Source organism: Candidatus Poriferisodalis sp. (assembly GCF_965221945.1).
Taxonomy (GTDB): Bacteria; Actinomycetota; Acidimicrobiia; order Acidimicrobiales; family Poriferisodalaceae; genus Poriferisodalis.
The window spans coordinates 3,310,607-3,328,790 of sequence record NZ_OZ244925.1; the positions used below are offsets into that span (position 1 = coordinate 3,310,607).

Here is an 18,184-nt window from a genome sequence, read left to right on the forward strand (position 1 = left end):
GCAGGTTCGCGGGATAGCCTGATCGCCCCACGCGCGAGTGGCGGAATTGGCAGACGCGCAGGCTTCAGGTGCCTGTGCCCGCAAGGGTGTGAGGGTTCAAGTCCCTCCTCGCGCACTGCGGTGGCGACGTGGTGGCAGCTGTTGCGGGGTGTGGTCAGCGGACTGCTGTTCAGCCGATCTGTTCAGTCGAGTGCGCCCTCGTGTTCGAGCAATTGCGTCTTGAGGTCGAGGCCACCGCCGAAGCCCACGAGCGAGCCGTTGGCGCCGATGACCCGGTGGCACGGCAGCACGATCGGCACCGGGTTGCGGCCGTTCGCCTGGCCCACGGCCCGCACGGCCTTCGGCCTGCCGATCAGCGACGCTTGCTCGCCGTAACTGCGGGTGCTGCCGTAGGGGATGTCACCGAGCGCCCGCCACGCCGCCACTTGAAACGGGGTACCCCGCAAGTCGAGCGGCAGGTCGAAGCTGGTGCGCTTCCCGTCGAAGTACTCGTCGAGCTGCTGCGCGGCTTGGTGCAGAATCGGGTGGTCGGGATCTTCGACCATGTCGTCGGGCAGCTTGACGGAGGTCTCCTCGCTCCGCCACGACACGGCGCGCAACCCCTGTTCGGTTGCCACCAAGCCCAATGGTCCGATCGGGCTGTCGATGGTCGTGTGCCAGTGCATGTCCGCGCTGTCGGCTGGGGCGTCGACGGTGTCGGTGTTGCCGGGACGGGAATGCGATGGGTTCATGAGGGTCCTTCCTGGGTCGGGACTGAGGTCAGCGAGGGGTCGGGCCGGACCGGGTTGGACCGGACCCCGCAGCGGCGTGCCAGAGATGCTGTGCAGCCCACGCACGGTAGGGGCGCCAACGCTCGGCCAGCGTGTCGATTTCCCGTGGTTGCATCGGGTGACCCACTAGGCGCTCAATTGCCCGGCGCAGGCCCAGGTCGGAGGCGGGGAATGCGTCGTCGTGGCCGAACACCCGCATCGCGATGAGATGCGCGGTCCAGGGCCCGATGCCGGGCAGTTCGCAGAGCTGGGCCACGGTGGCTTCGAGGGTGTCGGTGGCGCTCAGGTCTACGTCGCCGCTGGCGACTGCGCGGGAGATGCCGACAATGGTGTCGATTCGTCGCTGGGTGAATCCCAGCCCCGCGAGCCCTGCCGGTCCGGCATCAGCGAGCTTCGCTGCGTCCGGGAAGAGGTGAGTCAGTGGCACCGAGACGTCTTCGCCTTGCTCGATGCGCGCAGTTGAACCTGGGCAGCATTCCAAGAGCGCATCAATCGGTGTGCCGAAGCGCTGGGCGATCCGGCCGGACATCGTGGACGCCGCGGCGAGCGAGATCTGCTGCCCGACGACGATGCGGATGGCGGTCTCGAAGCGGTCCCACGAGCGCGGCACGCGCAAGCCCGGTGCGGAGCGCGTGAGTGGCCCGATGAGCGGGTCGTCGTCGAGCGCAGCTGCAGCCGGCGAAGGATTGGTGTCGGTACCGAGCAAGGCCCGTGCGCGGCTCACGGCGTCGATGATTGAGTCGTACGTCGGCAGGTGCAGCCGCAGCTGCAGCTGTTCGCCGTTGCCTAGCACGGCCGCCATTGGGGCGGCGCTGGTTGGCACGGCCGCCATTGGGGCGGCGCTGGTTGGCACGGCCGCCATTGGGGCGGCGCCGGTCGGCACGGCCACCTCGACGATGCCGGCGTGCCCGTACGCGCTGAAGCTGCGGACATAAGCGGCTGAGCCGCCAGCACCGGTGACGGCCTCGACACCTGGTATGGCTCTGGAGGCCTGGTGCGAGATGAACGCCTCGAAGTCGAACGGCGCCAGATACGGCAATGCGAGCACGAGGCCGCCGTCGAGGCGAGGCCGTTCGCCGCGGCGCCGCCTCGACCGCAACTCCGTAGGGGTGAAACAGAACACCGAGGTAATGGCCCTGTGCAGCTGGCGCGGCCCGCCGAAGCCCGCAGCACGAGCGATCTCGGCGAACGTCAGATCGGTGTCGTCGATCAGGCAGCGAGCGAAGTGCGCCCTGCGCGACCGGGCGATGGTTGTGGGCGTCGCCCCGACATGGTGCTCGAACAGTCGCCGCAGTTGGCGGGCGCTGTAGCCCACGTAGGCCGCCAGTGCCTCTTCGTCGTGGTGATCCAGAAAGCCGTCGTTGATGCGCAGCAGTGCCGCTCCGACCGGCGTGGGCACATCCAGATCGGCCAGTGAGCCGGCGCGGCGTTCTGGATGGCAACGCAGGCACGGACGGAAGCCAGCCACCTCGGCGGCCACCGGGTTGGAGTAGTGCGTCACGTTGTGCGGCAATGGCTGTGCCGAGCAGTCTGCTCGGCAGTAGATGCCTGTGGTGCGGACCGCCTCGACTTGCATGCGCAGAGTCTGGCCCGCAATGGTCGGACATAAACGGACATCAAACACGAAGTCCGAATGTGTCCGATTCGTTTGGCATCAGCTCATGACGCTTGCCGAGAGCAAGCAATCGTCGCATCCGAGGGTGGAAATCAGTCTCGAATGTGCGAATATGGCACAGTGAAGACCGAGACAGCAAGCGACCTCGGCATCCGGGTAGCTGAGGCACGTGAGCTTGCGGGAATGACGCAGGCCGAGTTGGCGGCGGTCAGTGACTTGGGTCGGACCGTCATTGCCAAGATTGAGGCCGGCTCTCGCAAGCTCGGTGCCGCCGAACTTGTCCGTCTCGCGGAGTCTCTCCGTCGTCCGGTGGATTGGTTCTTCTTGGAATCCCCCCCGGCGGTGGTGAGCAGGCGCTCTGACCCGAACATTCGCGGGCTGTCGGCGCCGCTGGATGCCAGGGTCGACTGGATTGCCCGGGACATTGCTTACCTGCATCAGTTGGACGAGCTGCCGAAGTACGAACGGTTTGTGCAGGCGCCACCTGAGTCCGTGGACGGCGCAGCGAGAGCGGCAGGTGCACTTCGACGACATCTCGAAGTCCCCGATGGCCCGCTGCGTGATCTGCAAGCTCTTGCTGAGCGAATCGGCTTATTCGTCTTCTCGCTCAACCTTGGCGTCGACGGCGGCGATGCTGCATACGTTGCTGTCGAGGACGCTGGCGTGGTGGTGATCAACGGCAAGATGGACCCCGGGCGACGTCGATTCAATCTCGCACACGAACTTGGGCACCATGTCTTTCAGGACGCCTATGCACCAGAAGTCCGACTCTCGCCTCAAGACGACACCGAGCGCTTGATCAACGCCTTCGCGATTCACCTGTTGCTGCCGCTCGGCGATGCGCGATCGCTCGTTGAAGAGTTCTCAGCCGATGTGCGGCTTGCAGCCGTTGCTGCCGGCGTGCGGTTTCGGCTGAGCTGGACGGCCGTGTGTGCACAGCTGCGCAACGCCGGACTCGTGGATGCGGGTTCATATGAGGACTTGGTGGCTCAACCGCCTTCTCGTGTCGATTTCATCGAATTGGGCGAGCGGTGGCAACCAGAGTTGGAGGCACCCGCGGTGCCTCCCAAGTACGGGCGGCGTGTGCTCTCGGCATATAGGCGCCGGAAGCTAACCGCCGAGCGCGCGGCGGAACTTCTCTGGGAAACACTGACCGTCGCGGAATTGCCAGACCAAGTCGAACTGTCGGCCGAGGTGTATCGACGGGAGTTTGGATCGGTTGAGTGACGCGGGAGTTGGTGTTCGACACCACCGCGTTGAACTATTTCGCCCTCGCGGGAGAGTTGGACCTTCTTGAGCAGATGGTGGAATCGTTCCGTTGTGTCGCTCCATCTGAGGTGCTGAACGAACTCGCTGCAGGCGTCGCTGCTCATCCCGAACTTCGAGACGCGCTGAACTTGCCGTGGATCGAAAACGTTCAACTCTCGGCAAGCGACTTGGCATCGTTCGCTCGCTACAAGCGGGAATTGGGCGGCGGCCCGAGCAAGAATCTCGGCGAGGCGGCTGTTCTCGCGTGGTGCGCAAGCACCGGCGGCACGGCCATCATCGACGAATCCCGTGCTCGGGATATCGCGCAGCAAGACGGCATAGATGTTCACGGGTCGCTATGGCTGATCCAGCTCGGTGTGACGTCGAAACTCCTTGACCGATCTGCCGCCATAACGCTGATTGATCAGCTCCGTTCGGCAGGCATGTATCTCCCCCGAGACAGCGCGGCTCTCGTCGCGTGACTTTCGCTCTACAGGAATCGCCGGTCGACGCTCGTTGACGACTTCAGAACCGGCAGGTCGTCCGGATCAGCCTTGATGCTCAGTTCCGCTGGTGACAGCTCGCTGGGCTCGGCGGCGGCGCAGCCACCACCACGCCACCCAGAGGGCGATCGCGATGACCGGCAGGAACGGCAGCAGAGCGCCGATGATCAGCAGCACCCCGTTGCCCACGGTCACGAGCGCATCCCAGCCGCCGCTCAGCGCATCGCCGAAGCCGGGCGGCGAGTTGTCCTCTTCGACGTACAGGTACAGCCCGACGGTGCGAGCCAGCTGTGCCAGATCGTCGCCGGCGTCGGTCACCGGCACGGCGCGCAACTGAACATCGACGTCGAGGCCGCGGGTGGCGACACGGCCGGCAATGCGACCCTCGCTGACAGGCTCGGTGAGGGTGGTGACCACGCGGTCGCCAGGCTCGATGCGTTCAATGTCGGTGCCCTCGACCACGCTCAGGTCGCCCATGGCGAAGCGAAGCGCATCCGAACTGAGCCGCACATCGGTGAGAGTCGTTTCGCCTTTGTTCTCCAGCTCGAAGCAGAACTTCACGTCGCCTTCGGGCGGTGCCACCAGTTCGGTGAACCCGAGGCAGGGGTCCTCGTCGCCCGCGCTCAGCCACGCCCGCATCGTCAGCGCAGACGTGGGCACTGCCGCGGCGGCCTCGTCGATGTTCAACGTGATCGTGGCCAGGTCGACTCGATCCCGCAGCGATCGCAGCTGGCCCCGAAGCCGTTCGAGGTTGGTTTCGCGGTCGGAGAGCTCGCGTTCGAGCTCGGCGACGCCTTTCGCGTCCTCGGCCCGGCTGAGGAACTCGCGCAGCCGGTCCACGCTGATCTCTGCGGTGCCGATGCGGCTGCCGAGGTCGACAACAATGTCGGTGACGTCCTCAGCGCTCACGTTCTGCTCCATCAGCTCGCCGACACCCGAGAGGCGTTGGAGTGCATTGGCGAACTGGTCGGGACGGACCTTGAACGTCAGTGTCGTGTGCGCACGGCCCCGGGTGGAGGTCTGCTGGGCGAAGGTGAAGCCGCCCACGCTCTCGATGATCGATGTCGCCTCGGCGGCAGCAGCGGAGACATCGATTGCCTCCACCGAGATCCAGGCGGTGTAGATGATGTCCCGGCCCAAATCGGCGGGAACGGCCAGCGCGCCGCCCGAAGCGGTGGCGCTGTCTGCTGCGGTTCGACGCACTGTTGCGGACTCCGCACTAGCGGCCGCCCCACCCAGGGACATCTCTTCTTCCTCCGCCATGTCATCGTCGGCCATGTCGAAGTCGCCCTCTTCCGACATGAACTCCATATCGCTAGCCGGCTCGTCGGCGGCCGCGGCCGCCGTTGTGAACACTGTGGACGCGTCGCTGTCGTCGTCACCGCTCCCGATGCATGCGGTGCTTGCCAGCAGCACGACAGCAGCGACTGCGAGACATTGCCACCATGCGGCCACGGTTCGACGGGGTTCGTAGTGCGTGGTGGCGGTCATGGCGTCTCCTGATGCTGAGTGGTGCGGGACCCGTTGGCCCCGCGTCGGACGTCCGCCGCCGTAGTCGTCAACGGAACGCTGGGATGTTGGTGATCTGCTGGCCGAGGATCAACCCGTGGATCTCCTCGGTGCCCTCGTAGGTCATGACCGATTCCATGTTCGCCGCGTGGCGCATCGGCGCATATTCGGTCGAGACCCCGTTGGCGCCCATCATCGCCCGAGCCGTGCGGGCCACATCGATGGCCACCCGGCAGTTGTGCCGCTTCGCCATCGAGATGTGATGCGGTCGCAGCCGGTGCTGTTCCTTGAGCTGCCCAAGGCGCATTGCCTGCAGGTTGGCGTTGGTGATCGACGTCAGCATGTCGGCGAACTTGATCTGGCTGATCTGGAAGCTGGCCAGTGGCTTGCCGAACTGGGGGCGTTCGAGCTGGTAGTCCAGCGCCGCCTCGTAGCAACAGCGGGCCACACCCACAGCCCCGAAGGCAATGCCGAAGCGGGCTTCTGACAGGCAACTCAACGGCGCTCCGATGCTCAGCGCATCTCCCAGCCGCATCGACTCGGGCACCTCGACATCGTCCATGTAGAACTCGCCGGTCACCGAGGCCCGCAGCGAGAGCTTGTTCTGGATCTTGCGGGCCTCGAAGCCAGGCGAGTCGGTGGGCACCAGGAAGCCGCGGAAGCCGTCGTCGGTGTTGGCCCACACGATGGCCAGGTCGGCCAGCCCGGCGTTGGTGATCCACCGTTTGGCCCCGTTGAGGATCCAGGTGTCGTCGCGGCGCACCGCCCGGGTGGTCATCGAGACCGGGTCGGAACCGTGGTCGGGCTCGGTCAGCCCGAAGCAGCCGATGATCTCGCCGGCGGCCATACGCGGCAGCCACGTCTCCTTCTGCTCGGTCGAGCCGTAACGCCAGATGGGGAACATGCACAGCGACCCCTGCACCGACACGAAGCTGCGCAGCCCGCTGTCGCCGGCCTCCAGCTCACGGCAGGCCACGCCGTAGGCCATGGCCGAGGCGCCCGCACAGCCGTAGCCGTCGAGGTGCATGCCCAACAGGCCCATGTCGGCGATCGTCGGGATCAGCTCCATCGGGAAGGTGCCCGCCTCGAAGTGGTCGCCTACGATCGGATCCCACTCCTTGGCCACGAAGGTGGCGACGGTGTCGCGGATCATGGCCTCTTCATCGGTGAGGAACTCGTCCATTTCGTAGAAGTCCGACAACGGGGCGGGCGTTTGGCTCATGGGCAAATACTGCCGCGCTGGCGAAGGACGAGCCAGCCAGCCGCTCGGATCGTCGCCGAACAGACACGCATCCGACATCGGGGACGCTCGCCGCGTTGCCCGCCGCCGCAGACGATTCGTGGCCTTCCAAGAGGCCGAGCGGGCAAATGCCAAAGGTGGTCACGCGACGATGTGAACAGCGAAGCCGTGGCCCGAGCGGCCCATCAGCGCAGCGAACAAGAGCGGAAAGCAAATGGTGAGAGCACCGGGCCGTGACCAATCTGCGCTGTCTGTGAGTACTGTGCGCTGCTATGTCCGAGGACCCGCAGGTGACGCCGCCGCCCACCGGGAGCAGGCTCTATTTTCGCCAGTTGCTGTCGGGTCAGGATTTCGCCACGAGCGACCCGATCGCCCGCCAGATGGTGAATTTCTCCTACCTGATCGGCGACCGCGAAACCTGCGAGGCCGTTGTGGTGGACCCGGCCTACGCCGTGGATGACCTGCTCGACATCCTCGCCGAAGACGACATGGCGCTCACCGGTGTGCTGGCCACGCACTTCCACGCCGACCACGTCGGCGGGAACATGATGGGCTACAGCATCGAAGGCGTGGCCCAGCTGCTGGAACGCCAGGGCACCAAGATCCACCTGCAGGCACCCGAAGCCGAGCTGGTACGCAAAACCACGGGCATCTCAGTGAACGACATGGAGCTGCACGCGCCGGGTGACGTTGTGTCGGTGGGGGCCATCGACATCGAACTGCTGCACACCCCTGGGCATACGCCCGGCAGCCAGTGCTTTTTGGTGGCAGGGGCGCTCGTTGCCGGCGACACGCTGTTCCTCGACGGCTGCGGCCGCATGGACCTGCCCGGCAGCGACCCCGCTGCGATGTACCGGTCGCTGCACGACACGCTCGCCAAGGTGCCCGATTCCACCGTGCTGTTCCCCGGACACCGCTACTCGTTCGAGCCCAGCGCCACGATGGGCCAGACCCGCCAGATGAACTACGTGTTCAAGCCACGCAGCGAGGCGCAGTGGCTGATGATGTTCGGGCGGGGTTGATGTGATGTGTTCTGCGCCGAGGGTGTGATGGTGGCGCAGTGGCTGATGATGTTCGGGCGGGGTTGAGGCTCCCAGCAGCTATGACGCCGCTTCCGCCCGTCGTGGACGCAACCGAGATTGCGGGCCGCGACGACATCGTGCTCTGCGATGTGCGCTGGTATCTCGACGGGCGATCAGGCCACGACGCCTACCTGGCTGGTCACATTGCCGGGGCCATCTGGGTGAACTTGGATGAGCATCTGTCTGCACATGGTGCTCCAGCCCACGGCCGCCATCCGCTGCCTGATGCGCAGACCTTCGCGGCATCTCTGGGAAGCCTCGGTATCAGCCCCGATGACCCGGTGGTGGCCTACGACGACCTGAACGGCACTGCTGCGGGACGGATGGTGTGGATGCTGCGAGTGCTCGGCCACGATGCGGCGTTGCTCGACGGGGGGCTGGGATCGTGGACTGGCAGCACTGAGACGGCGCCGAATGTGCGGGCGCCTTGCGGGTGCCCGATGCGGGCCTGGCCGGAGAGGGCGTTCGTCGATATCGACGGAGCGGCCGACGCCGGCACCAGCCGCGAGGTTGTGCTCATCGATGCACGCGGGGGTGACCGCTTTCGCGGCGAGACCGAGCCGGTCGATCCGCGCCCCGGGCACATTCCCGGCGCGGTCAATGTGCCGATGACCGACAACCTCGGTCCCGAGGGTCGCTTCGCCAACCCCGAAACGCTGCGCGCTCGCTACGAAGCTGAGGGCGTCGAAACCCTGGCGTCGGCTGCCGCCGAGAGCGTCGGCAACAACACCGTCGTGTACTGCGGCTCAGGCGTCAGCGCCTGCATGGACGCGCTGGCCATGGAGCGCGCCGGGTTGGGCCGCCCACGGCTGTATGTCGGGTCGTGGTCGCAGTGGAGCCACACCGACCGCCCTGCCGAGACTGTGTGAGCGCCCCGGCCTCGCCGACGCGACTGCTGTCAGGACCGTCTTGCCTCACCTGTGTGCAATAAAGCCGCCTCAGTCGGCATTTCTGCACGAATTTGGCGGGCGCTTTCGATTCTGTGCAGAAAAGCCGCTTCAGGCGGCAAATCTGCACACAGAAAGCGTGGCGGCTCAGACCGGTGAGCCGGGTGGCGGGCCGGCCGAGGTGAATTGCGCGTCGGGCGGGTCGGCGGCCCAGGCCGCTTCTTGCTCCCAGCGGTCCTCGAAGACGAGTTCGCGCAATGGCCGGCGCCGCACCGGGCCGTGGCGTCCAGCGGGCCGGCCGAGCGGGATGGTCGCATGGATCGCCACGCCCTCGGGAATGCCGAGCAGCTCGCACAATTCGTCTTCGACGTCGTGGTGCCAGCCAGTGATGACGCCGCCGTATCCCAGCGCCCGTGCCGCCAGCAAGAGGTTCTGCACGGCTGGGAACACCGAAGCGCCTTCGGTGAACGTGGGCTTCCGGTAGCGCACCAGGCACGCCAGGATTACCACTGGCGTCTCGGAGAAGTGATCGACGAAGTGCTGCATGGTGCGGGCCATACGAGCTTTGGGCGAGTTGTCGGCGGAGCCGGAGCCTTCGGTGTAGCCGTCGCCGGAGCGCTTTGCATTCCAGCCGTCGCGGAAGCACTGCCCCAGCAGAGCCTTCGCCTGGCGCGCAACTGGGCCGTCGCGCAGCACGACAAAGCGGAACATCTGCCGGTTGGAACCGCTGGGAGCTCGGCTGGCGTGCCACAGGATCGAAGCCAGGTCCTCGTCGGGGATCGGGTCGGGCAGGTAGCGGCGGATGGCCCGGGTGGTCGCCAGGCCTTCCAGCAGCCCGAGCGGCCCGGCGCCAACCCCAGCTTCAGCGCCGGACGCAGCCCCGCCGTCAGACCTAGCCCCAGTTCCGGACTCAGTTTCGCTCATCATCGACCTCGCTCATTGTCGGCCGCGCTCATCATCTGCCTGCTTTGGCGGGGCGAGCTCATCGGCCGCCCTGTGTCTCGTTGAGGAAGTCCACCAGTTTGACAATGGCGTTCTCGGTGACGACGCCCGCGATCCGCCCGCCACTGTCGATGACGGGATACAGCTCGATATCGGCGTCAGCCATCGCTTCGGTGACTTCGCGCAGTGTCCACGACGGGCGTGCCGGCTCGATGTCGGTGGTCATCACCTCGCCGCACGTGACCGACATCCAGTCGTTGCGATCCACATCGCGGGAATCGCTGAGCCGGATGACACCCAGGAAGTTCCGTTCGGGTCCCACAACGATGGCCTCGAGCTGCTTGCGGGGCAGCGCGATGCCCCACACGAAGTCCGCCAGCGGGGCGTCGGCACTGACCGTGGGCACATCGGTGGACATCGCCGAGTTAACCGGCATCTCCAGGCGCCGCTCGAGGTGCCCCGTGCGGCTGTCCCGCTGGTATTGCGACACCGAGGAGTTTCCGATGAGCACCTGCGACACGGCCACCGCCACCAAGGCAGGCACGACAAATGCGGGCGCACCTGTCGACTCGGCCACGAACATCACCGCTGCGAGCGGGGTGCGATAGCCCGCTGCCAGGAAGGCGGCCACGCCGATGAAGGGGAAGAACGCCAGCGATTCGGGCCCCAGCTCGATCCAGCCGCCCACCAATCGCCCGACGATCAGCCCGAACACGGCCAGCGGGATGAACACGCCGCCCACGCCGCCCGATGCGAGCACCGTCGAGGTGGCCAGAACGCGCACCGCCAGCAGCGCCCCCAGCAGTACCAGCGACTGTTCAGGATTCAGCGACCAGCTCACCAGCTCTCCCTCGGCGGTCGGGCCCAGAGACAGCGGCTCCTCGAACAGGAACTCGCAGAGCACGGCGAGTCCCACCAGGATTCCGCCGCCGCATAGCGCCACCAGCCACCAGGGCCGGTCGGACTCCTGGATTTGCTTGGCAGCTCCCAGCACACGGCAGAACGCCGACGCTGCGAGCCCGCACAGGGCGCCCACGATGGCGGCTCCCAGCAGTTCCTGGCGGCCGAACCCGACCCGCACCATCTCGGTGCCAATCTCGAATGGCCGGTCGTCGAAGCCGGTGACCAGCACGTACACGACGTAGCTGGAGGCGCTCGAGAGCAGCGCGGGGAGCAGCGCCCGGCGGCCCAGATCGCTCCTGTAGGGCGCTTCGAGTGCGAACAGCACCCCGGTGGCGGGCGCCTGGAAGATGGCGCTGACGCCCGCGGCGGCGCCGGCCACCAGCAGTGCGTAGCCCTCCCGGTTGCGGAACAGCCGCCGGGCGACGCGCTGGATCGCGCTCCCCGCGGTGGCGCCCGCATAGATGGACGGACCTTCGAGGCCGACCGCGCCACCGGATCCGACGGTGGCGATGCCAGCCGCCAGCCGGAACGGCAGGTCGCGGAACCGCATCGGATGGGTGCGGTCGTGGAAGGCCCGGATGTACTCCTCGGAGGTGGACGGCGAGAGCCGGCGGCCGGCGTTGGCCCAGCGCAGCATGAGCACCGCAGCCCACAGTCCGAGGGCCGGAGCGATCACGCGCTGCCACGCCGGCAGGTCCAGCACCTGTTCGAGCAGCACCTTTTCGCTCAGCACCGCGACCATCGCCACGATGAAGCCGGTGACGACGCCCACAGCGATATACGAGGCGAAGCGCAGCAGCCGGTTTCTCATGCCGAATCATGTCTACAAGGATCAACCGGTCGTCGCCGTACGAGTCCTGGACCAGCGAGCCCTAAGCGGGAGCCTGGTGGTGACGAAATTTCGGGTGCGGAGAGGGTGGGATTCGAACCCACGAACCACCTTGCGGCAGTTACTTCCTTAGCAGGGAAGCGCCTTCAACCGGACTCGGCCACCTCTCCACGCGCAACCAGCCGCGGGCGGCAGGCGCACGGCCACAAGATACCGCCGAGCCCCTGGCCTCCGCGATGGCCCCGCCGGTAGGTTGGCCTGCGGAGGGGTGGCAGAGTGGACGATTGCGACGGTCTTGAAAACCGTTGAGGCGCAAGCCTCCGGGGGTTCGAATCCCCCTCCCTCCGCTCACAGCTGCACCCGTTCCGCTGGTGTCGGCATTCTCTGCCTGCAAAATGTCGCTCGGCCAACGAGAAAACTGTCGGTGAGTACAGGGTAAAAATGTAGATCAGTGGTGAGGAAATCTGCTGACGAACAGTGTTGAACGGTACCTTGAAGGTATGCAACTCGTTCCGAGACACGTCATGCCGCGGGTTGGCGAAGCCTTGGACAATTTCCGAGTGGTCGTGCTCCACGGTGCGCGCCAATGCGGAAAGTCAACGCTGGCCCGGATGGTTGCCGCTGAGCGTGACGGCACCTACGCATCGCTGGACGACGATGCCACCCGGCAGGCCGCCCTCGCCGACCCCCGCAGTTTCTTGCTCGACCAGGACCACCCGCTGGTCGTCGACGAGATCCAGCTCGGCGGAGACCGGGTCGTGCGGGCCGTCAAGCAGGCTGTCGATGTCGACTCGACGCCGGGCCGTTTCCTGCTGACCGGTTCCACGAACTTCCTCACGGTTCCTTCTATCAGCGAGTCGCTTGCCGGCCGTGTCCGCTTGCTGCACCTGTGGCCGCTTTCCCAGGCAGAGCTGAACAGGTCCGCCCCGTTCAGGGTGCAGGCGTGGTTTGGCGACGAAAGCGACACGTTGCATGCATCGGCACGGCCGGCGGCCATGACCCGTCGCGACTACATGGAGTCTGTGTGCCGCGGCGGCTACCCCGAGGCGTCGACGCTGCCGGACGAGCTGCGGCGTGACTGGTTCGAGAGCTACGTCGAGACTGTGACCGAACGCGACATCGTTGCGCTGGGCGATTTGCGCCGACGAGCCGCTCTGGGGCTGCTGCTGAGGTGGGTCGCGGCCAGCAGCGGCAGCGAGCTGAACGTGGCAGGCACCGCTAGCCGCTTGGGCCTCGACCGGGCGACCATCGGGTCATACCTGGCCTGGATGGAGACCGTGTTTCTTGTCCACCTGCTGCCATCGTGGTCGCGCAACCTCACCGCGCGGGCAGTGCGGCGGCCGAAAGTTCACATCACCGACACCGGCCTGGCTGCTGGCCTGATGGGACTCGACGCAAGTGCGCTCATGGTCCCCACGTCGCCCGCTGCGGGCCCCCTGCTGGAGACTTTCGTCGTCAACGAGATTGCTCGCAGCCTGTCCGCGTCGAGCGCCGCGCCACGCTTGCACCACTATCGAGACCACCAACAGCACGAGATCGACCTCGTGTTAGAACGCTCCGACGGCGCGGTCGTGGCGGTCGAGATCAAGGCGACGACCTCGCCCAACGTGTCTCAGCTGCGCCACGTGGAGTGGCTGCGCGACCGCATCGACGCCGCTGCTCCGGGCGCATTTCGTGCTGGCATCCTTCTGCACACCGGCGACCAGCGCTACACCGTCGGTGACCGACTCCACATCTGCCCTATCAGCACCATGTGGGCCTAGCTGACTTGGACCGCGTCGGGAAGCAGACGGCACTCAACGTTCGCGTGTCGTTGTTCCACGACCCCGCGGGGCTACATGCTGAGCAGGCCCCGGCGAGCTGCCTCGACAGCCGCGTGGGTTCGATTCGCCACGCCGAGCCTAGTGATGATGTGCTCAAGGTGGGTGGCGACGGTGCGCCTCGTGATGCCGAGTTCTTCGGCGATCTCGGGATTGGACATGCCGCGGCCGACGAGGCTGAGCACCTCGGCCTCCCGTGGCGTCAGCTCGTTCGTGATCGCGTGCTTCAGGACGAGAGCAGCGCGGGTCGGGATCGGCCCGAATCGGGAGAGTGGCACCACATGGAGGCGGTGGGTGGCCGACGAGCCGGGGGTTACGGACATCATGAACGTGCCGGCAGGGTAGTTCCCCCCAAACTCCGCGATCCTCCGTTCCACTGCCCAACGTTCGTCCGCGTCGGGCGTGCCTTGTTGGAGGCGTACTGATCCGGATTCGTGCACCAAGTAGAGGGTCTCGGCGCTGGACTGGAGCCGAGACTCGATGGTGAGGTTCTCCACGGCAGGGCCGATCGCCGTCACGACCTGACAGGATTCGGGCGTGACGTCCTGGGTGTCTGCGCAGCTGAGGTTGACCGCGCCGAGGATCTTGCCGCTCCGCGACCACATGACGTACGTGATGCCTTCGTTGAAGCCCGCAGGGTGAAGGTACTCGCGTATGGTAGGTACGGCGTCGAGGCTCACGTCGCATTGGCGAACCGCCTCTCTGCCCGCAACGTCGCGCGCCTCGGCGAACCATTCGCGGGTGGAGAACCTTTGGAGGAGCCTGTCGTCATATCCCCGACTGACGAGTGTGTGGAGTCTGCCATTGATGGCGATGCCGACCTGGTATGCGACGTGGGGGATGATCGGCCGTAGCGAGTGGATGACGCTCTCAATCCGGTCGAGAGCGGGTCCGCCGGATGTCACGATGTTCGAGATCTCCCCGATCGTCTTCGCAGCGGTTTCCGACATCACGAACCCAAACCTAGAGACACCACCGCGCGTCACGCAAGCGCCGCTCGAGTCGGCAGGAGCCGTAGGGTCGGTCACTTGACCGATAACAGGACGGTCGCGAACCGCGATGATCGGGACGCGGCCGCCGGGGCCAAGGCAACAATTGTGCCTCTCATCCGTCGGCAACGATTGGAGACACGTGATTTCAGAAGAAGCGTTGGCGGGACTCTCCGAACTTGATGCACCGCGAATCCTCCATGACGGGCTGGGTCCCATCGGACAACGAGTCTTGGACCTGTCGATCGAGTTCGAGTCGATGACGCGCGGTGGGGGCGATCTGCCACTCGTGTTCGACTCGGGTCGAGGGGCGACGATGACCGACCCCGACGGCAACATCTTCATCGACGTCTCGGCCGGGGTCGCGGTGAGTTCGGTGGGACGCTCACACCCAGAGGTTGTGCGGTGCATCGAACAACAGGCGGCGCAGCTAATGCATGCGTCCGATGTCTCCAACACCCGTAGGAGCAGCCTTGCGAAACTCCTCTCCGCCATCGCTCCCCCCGGTCTTGGCGGCCAGTGCCTGAGCTACTTCTGCCAGAGCGGGAGCGGCGCAGTGGAGACCGCTGTCAAGTTCGCCCGCATGGTCACCGGCCGCGAGCAGATCGTGGCGTTCCATGGCGCGTACCACGGTGTTTGGCATGCGTCGAAGGCGCTGACAACCGGCGAGCGATTTCGGCTCGGCTTCGGCCCCACTATGGGCGGTGTCATTCATGCGCCCTACCCCTACGCGTACCGGTTCCCTCTCCCGATCGGAGACAAGACCTGCGAGGAGGTCTGCGGGGAATACCTCGACCACCTCTTGAACACGCCCTACACGGCCGCAGACAACGTCGCCGCGGTGATCGTGGAACCGGTTCAGGGCGAAGGCGGCTACGTGGCACCGGCGCCCGAGTTCCTCAAGATGGTGCGGGCTGCCTGTGATCGGCATGGTGCGCTGCTGATCGCAGATGAGGTGCAGGCCGGAGCCGGCCGCACCGGCAAGATGTGGTCCATCGAGCACAGCGAAGTGGAGCCGGACATGATCACCTTCGGCAAGGGCATAGGTGGTGATCTGCCGATGGCCGGGGTGATCATTCGCAAGGATTTGGGCAGCCAGCTTGAGCCGCAGTCCCAGCCCCAGACGTTCGCCGGCAACGCGTTGTCGGCGGCAGTCTGTGCGGCCAACATCGAGATCATTCGTCGCGATGGTCTCGCCGAGCGTGCCGCGGAGGTGGGGAAGGAGACCATGGATCGGCTCGCTCAGTCGATGAGGAGCATCCCCGTCATCGGTGAGGTGCGCGGTCGAGGTCTCATGATCGGCGTTGAGCTCGTGGTGGACCGCGAGACCCGCGAACCGCTCGATCCCGAATCGGTCGGCGGTGTCGCGGCAACGCTGATGCGACGAGGCATTGTGATGGTGCCGTGCGGGCGCTACGGCAACGTGTTGCGACTCATGCCGCCCCTGGTGATCACTCGGGCGCACATGAACGCCGCCATCGATGCGCTGGTCGATGTTCTCGCCACGGTTCCGACGACGGGCGGCTCATGAGTGGGTCGCTGCAGGACAAGCTCGATGCTGCCGACGACGTGGTGTCGCTTTTCAGGAACGCGCCCGCGGGCTTCTACGAGTTCCCAGTGCCCAGCGAGCACACCAACTGGCGAGATGAGCAACGCGCTTGGGTTGAGTCTGCTGTGTTGTTCGATCAATCGTTCCACATGACCGACGTGCACTTGCGCGGACCGGAGCGCATCGAGTTCCTGGAGGCCATCGCGCTCAACAAGTTCGGCAACTTCGACGAACTGCGCGCCATCCAGCTGGTGGTCTGTGCCGACAACGGTGGCATCATCGGCGATGCCGTGGCCTTCCACGAGCCCGGCAGGGTCGTGAACATCGTCGGCAAGCCGTCGGCGGCCAACTACATCTGCTACGCGGCAGAGACCCTGGACTACGACATCTCAATCGAGGTGGATCGCCGTGTGCTCGAAGACGACTGGCAGCGCAGCATGTACCGCTTCCAGATCCAGGGGCCGAACGCGTTCGACATCCTCGAGGTCGTCAACGGCGGCCCACTGCCGCAGACGCGGTTCTTCGAGATGTGCGAGTTCACCATCGCAGGACGCCCGTGCAGGGGTCTGCGCCACGGGATGGCGAGCGCGCCCGGCCTCGAGTTCTGGGGGGACTACGCCGACCGGGAGGCCGTGCTGGCTGCGGTGACCGAGGCCGGCGAGGCCCACGGTCTGCGCCGCGGCGGCGGCCGGGTCTACTCCACTGCCGGGCCGCAGTCGGGCTGGGTCGGGGCCGTCCTGCCGGCGGTCTACACGGGTGACGGCGACATGGCCGCGTACCGGCGATGGCTCCCTGACACAAGCTACGAGGCCACGCTCTCGATCGGCGGCAGCTACGTCTCGAACGACATCGAGGACTACTACCTGGACCCTTGGGACCTCGGCTATCACCGATTTATTGACTGGGATCGCGAGTTCAAAGGTAGCCACGCTCTAGCAGAGAAGCGCTATGCAGGAAACCACCGCCGGAAGGTCTGGCTCCGTTGGAAGCCGGAGGACGTCCTGACCATCCTGGGGTCGCTGCTGGCGCCCGGGCCAACCTACAAGTACCTGGAGACACCGGCCGGTCACTACTCGTCGTGCCCTCGAGACACCGTGCTGGTAGACGGCCAGTCGATTGGCCTGTCGATCTACTCGGCGTACACCTTCGCGGCGGGCGGTTGGTTCTCGATCGGCATCATCGAAGGAGATGCCGTGGACTTCGGCCAAGAAGTCACGGTGGTATGGGGCGAACCCGACGGTGGGACCGACAAGCCAACCGTCGAACGCCATGAGCAGTTCGAGATCCGGGCCACGATGACGGAATCCGCGCTGGGATGATTGACACGAGCGCGGTGTCGATGGTGTGCGCTTCGCACTCGCCGTTGCTGTACTGCTATGCACGCCCACCTGCTGACCTGGGTGCGCTGGAGGCCGCGCTGGCGCAACGGCGTGATGCCATCGCAGAAATGGCACCCGACGTGATCGTCGCGTTCATCTCCGATCACTTCTCGGGGTTCTTCATGGATGTCATGCCCGCGTTCTGTGTCGGGACCCGCGCCGCTGCGGTGGACGACATCGGCGGGTTTCCCGGCGAGTTGGATGTTCCCCATGAGCTCGCGCTGGACCTCGTTGCACACTTGCGGCACGAGGACCTCGACCCTGCGGTGTCCTACGACATGAGGGTCGATCACGCCATCTCTCAGACCCTGACGATCCTCACCGGAGGTGTGGCAGAAACACCGGTGGTCCCTGTCTTCATCAACTGCATCACCCGACCCTTCGTGCCGTTCCGGCGTTCGCGGCTGCTCGGTGAGGCGGTCGGGCGTTTCGCTGCGGCTCTGGACCTGCGAGTGTTGCTGGTGGCTTCGGGTGGGATGTCCCACAACCCGACGCGGTACTACCCCGCCTACGGCTCATCGACACCGGAGGTCTCGGCCTACCAGCTCGCCGGCCAGGCCGGCGAGTCCACATTCACCACCGACGAATGGCTGGAACGGCTCCGGGAAATGCATATCGAAGGGGCCCACATGCTCGTCGATGGCTCCCGAACCAGGACGGATATCAAGCTCAACCCCGTGGTCGACCGCCAGTTCCTGCGGATCGTGACCGAGGACGCCCTCGATGAGGCCGATCGCTGGGAACCCGAGGCCATGGTCGACAAGGGCGGGATCGGTTGGATGGAACTCCATACTTGGCTCGCCGCGTGTGCAGCCAACCGGTCGGCCGGTGGGGCGCCGCCCGTGGTCGATTTCTACGCGGAGATGCTCGAGATCGGCATCGCCGCCGGGGTCATCCATGCCGGGTGACCGGGCCCCCA

At 65.9% G+C, this 18,184-nt stretch carries 15 protein-coding genes and 3 tRNA genes; 10 read left to right on the forward strand and 8 right to left on the reverse strand.

Annotation, left to right across the window (positions count from 1 at the left end):
• The first annotated feature begins 31 nt into the window (after positions 1-31).
• A tRNA-Leu gene (locus tag ACOQPH_RS15615) sits at positions 32-115 on the forward strand.
• A gap of 67 nt (positions 116-182) precedes the next feature.
• Here the strand turns inward: ACOQPH_RS15615 and ACOQPH_RS15620 are convergent.
• Together ACOQPH_RS15620 and ACOQPH_RS15625 are read right to left on the reverse strand one after the other, a co-directional pair.
• Positions 183-665, reverse strand: coding sequence for a methylated-DNA--[protein]-cysteine S-methyltransferase (locus ACOQPH_RS15620; protein ID WP_420624368.1), 483 nt, complete (start codon positions 663-665; stop codon positions 183-185).
• Positions 666-759: 94 nt separating this feature from the next.
• Positions 760-2,346, reverse strand: a complete 1,587-nt coding sequence (locus ACOQPH_RS15625; RefSeq protein WP_420622254.1) for an AlkA N-terminal domain-containing protein — start codon at positions 2,344-2,346, stop codon at positions 760-762.
• Between the two features lie 159 nt (positions 2,347-2,505).
• Here ACOQPH_RS15625 and ACOQPH_RS15630 point away from each other — a divergent pair, with 159 nt between their 5' ends.
• Both ACOQPH_RS15630 and ACOQPH_RS15635 read left to right on the forward strand, forming a co-directional pair.
• Positions 2,506-3,612 (forward strand): helix-turn-helix domain-containing protein, encoded by a 1,107-nt coding sequence (locus ACOQPH_RS15630; protein WP_420622255.1) that lies wholly within the window; start codon positions 2,506-2,508, stop codon positions 3,610-3,612.
• Entirely contained in the window at positions 3,609-4,115 is a 507-nt protein-coding gene (locus ACOQPH_RS15635; RefSeq protein ID WP_420622256.1) for a hypothetical protein, read from the forward strand. The genes ACOQPH_RS15630 and ACOQPH_RS15635 overlap by 4 nt, the downstream gene beginning before the upstream one ends.
• A 66-nt stretch (positions 4,116-4,181) precedes the next feature.
• Here the strand turns inward: ACOQPH_RS15635 and ACOQPH_RS15640 are convergent, their stop codons facing one another.
• A complete protein-coding gene (locus ACOQPH_RS15640; RefSeq protein ID WP_420622257.1) occupies positions 4,182-5,627 on the reverse strand; it encodes a DUF4349 domain-containing protein in 1,446 nt (481 codons plus the stop codon).
• Positions 5,628-5,694: 67 nt separating this feature from the next.
• On the reverse strand, positions 5,695-6,867 hold the full coding sequence (locus ACOQPH_RS15645; protein WP_420622258.1) for an acyl-CoA dehydrogenase family protein: 1,173 nt from the start codon (positions 6,865-6,867) through the stop codon (positions 5,695-5,697).
• Positions 6,868-7,157: 290 nt separating this feature from the next.
• Between ACOQPH_RS15645 and ACOQPH_RS15650 the strand changes: the two genes are divergently transcribed.
• A complete protein-coding gene (locus ACOQPH_RS15650) occupies positions 7,158-7,907 on the forward strand; it encodes an MBL fold metallo-hydrolase (protein WP_420622259.1) in 750 nt (249 codons plus the stop codon).
• An 80-nt stretch (positions 7,908-7,987) separates the two neighbouring features.
• Positions 7,988-8,836, forward strand: a complete 849-nt coding sequence (locus tag ACOQPH_RS15655; protein WP_420622260.1) for a sulfurtransferase — start codon at positions 7,988-7,990, stop codon at positions 8,834-8,836.
• Positions 8,837-9,001: 165 nt separating this feature from the next.
• Here the strand turns inward: ACOQPH_RS15655 and ACOQPH_RS15660 are convergent, their stop codons facing one another.
• The 3 genes from ACOQPH_RS15660 to ACOQPH_RS15670 all read right to left on the reverse strand — a co-directional run bounded on the left by ACOQPH_RS15660 (position 9,002) and on the right by ACOQPH_RS15670 (position 11,698).
• On the reverse strand, positions 9,002-9,781 hold the full coding sequence (locus ACOQPH_RS15660; protein WP_420622261.1) for a nitroreductase family protein: 780 nt from the start codon (positions 9,779-9,781) through the stop codon (positions 9,002-9,004).
• Between the two features lie 55 nt (positions 9,782-9,836).
• Positions 9,837-11,510: a chloride channel protein gene (locus ACOQPH_RS15665; RefSeq protein WP_420622262.1), complete on the reverse strand. Its 1,674-nt coding sequence runs from the start codon at positions 11,508-11,510 to the stop codon at positions 9,837-9,839.
• 97 nt (positions 11,511-11,607) lie between these two features.
• Positions 11,608-11,698, reverse strand: a tRNA-Ser gene (locus tag ACOQPH_RS15670).
• A 92-nt stretch (positions 11,699-11,790) separates the two neighbouring features.
• On the opposite strand from ACOQPH_RS15670, the gene ACOQPH_RS15675 reads away from it, so the two are divergent.
• Positions 11,791-11,875: transfer RNA gene (locus ACOQPH_RS15675), tRNA-Ser, on the forward strand.
• Positions 11,876-12,028: 153 nt separating this feature from the next.
• The gene (locus ACOQPH_RS15680; RefSeq protein WP_420622263.1) at positions 12,029-13,291 is read left to right on the forward strand and encodes an ATP-binding protein; all 1,263 of its coding nucleotides are present in this window, start codon (positions 12,029-12,031) and stop codon (positions 13,289-13,291) included.
• Between the two features lie 71 nt (positions 13,292-13,362).
• Here the strand turns inward: ACOQPH_RS15680 and ACOQPH_RS15685 are convergent, their stop codons facing one another.
• Complete coding sequence (locus ACOQPH_RS15685; protein ID WP_420624369.1) at positions 13,363-14,298, reverse strand: response regulator transcription factor; 936 nt, start codon at positions 14,296-14,298, stop codon at positions 13,363-13,365.
• Positions 14,299-14,482: 184 nt separating this feature from the next.
• Here ACOQPH_RS15685 and ACOQPH_RS15690 point away from each other — a divergent pair, with 184 nt between their 5' ends.
• Genes ACOQPH_RS15690 through mhpB form a run of 3 tightly spaced genes read left to right on the forward strand, consistent with a single transcriptional unit; the run spans position 14,483 to position 18,173 of the window.
• On the forward strand, positions 14,483-15,868 hold the full coding sequence (locus ACOQPH_RS15690; protein ID WP_420624370.1) for an aspartate aminotransferase family protein: 1,386 nt from the start codon (positions 14,483-14,485) through the stop codon (positions 15,866-15,868).
• Positions 15,865-17,205 carry an aminomethyl transferase family protein gene (locus ACOQPH_RS15695; RefSeq protein WP_420622264.1) on the forward strand — a complete coding sequence of 447 codons (1,341 nt, stop codon included), beginning with the start codon at positions 15,865-15,867 and terminating at the stop codon, positions 17,203-17,205. Before ACOQPH_RS15690 ends, ACOQPH_RS15695 begins: the two co-directional genes overlap by 4 nt.
• Positions 17,202-18,173, forward strand: a complete 972-nt coding sequence (gene mhpB, locus ACOQPH_RS15700; RefSeq protein ID WP_420622265.1) for a 3-carboxyethylcatechol 2,3-dioxygenase — start codon at positions 17,202-17,204, stop codon at positions 18,171-18,173. Before ACOQPH_RS15695 ends, mhpB begins: the two co-directional genes overlap by 4 nt.
• Positions 18,174-18,184 lie beyond the last annotated feature (11 nt).